Source organism: Leisingera sp. F5 (assembly GCF_001593695.1).
In genome coordinates, this window is record NZ_LUKH01001459.1 from 1 (window position 1) to 1,015 (window position 1,015).

Consider the following 1,015-nt stretch of genomic DNA (forward strand, 5'->3'; position numbering starts at 1 on the left):
ATCCCGCCATGCTGCCGCGGGTGCTGGAACTGGTGAAATCCTGCCACCGCGATGTTCCCAGACATCTACGCGGCCCGGCGCTGGTGTTCTGGGTCTTCCATGTGATCCGCGACTATGCGGCGACACTGCAGGACAAGAACAGTCCGCATGCGGCGCTGGCTGCCGAACTGACCGGCATCGGCAACAGCCTGGAACAGGCGGCAGGCCCCTTCGATATCGTCTTTGGCCACAACGACCTCCTGTGCGGCAACTTTCTCGACGATGGCAACCGGCTCTGGCTGATCGACTACGACTATGCCGGCTTCAACTCGCCGCTGTTCGACCTGGGCGGGCTTGCCTCCAACAACGGGCTTACGCAGCAGCAGGAACTTTGGCTGCTGGAGACCTACTTTGAGGCGCCGGTAAACGATGATCTGTTGCACCGCTACGGCGCCATGAAATGCGCCTCGCTGCTGCGCGAAACCATGTGGAGCATGGTCTCCGAGCTCACCTCCGATATCGACTTTGACTACGCGGCCTACACCGCTAGCAACCTCACGCGCTTCCGCGCCGCACTTGACGACTTTCAAAACACCTGAGGACTGACATGACTGAACTTCCCTCAACTGCCAAGGCAGTCATCATCGGTGGCGGCATCATCGGCTGCTCCACCGCCTACCACCTGGCTAAACTGGGCTGGACGGACACTGTTCTGCTGGAACGCAAAAAGCTGACTTCAGGCACCACCTTCCACGCCGCCGGCCTGGTCGGGCAGCTGCGCTCCAACGCCAATATCACCCAGCTGCTGGGGTATTCGGTCGATCTATACAACAAGATCGAAGAGGAAACCGGCCTGGGCACCGGCTGGAAGATGAACGGCGGGCTGCGCCTGGCCTGTAACGAGGAGCGCTGGACCGAGGTTAAACGCCAGGCCACCACCGCGCATTCCTTCGGCCTGGAGATGGAGCTGCTGACCCCCAAGGAAGCCCAGGACCTGTGGCCGCTGATGGATATCTCCGACGTGATCGGTGCTGCC

General features: G+C 61.2%; 2 protein-coding genes. Both read left to right on the top strand.

Annotated features, from left to right (window positions below):
• On the top strand, nt 1–578 hold a 578-nt coding region (locus A2I95_RS42250; protein ID WP_291738197.1), incomplete at its 5' end, for a phosphotransferase.
• An 8-nt stretch (nt 579–586) separates the two neighbouring features.
• The coding region (locus A2I95_RS42255) for an FAD-binding oxidoreductase (protein WP_291738198.1) at nt 587–1,015 on the top strand (429 nt) is incomplete at its 3' end.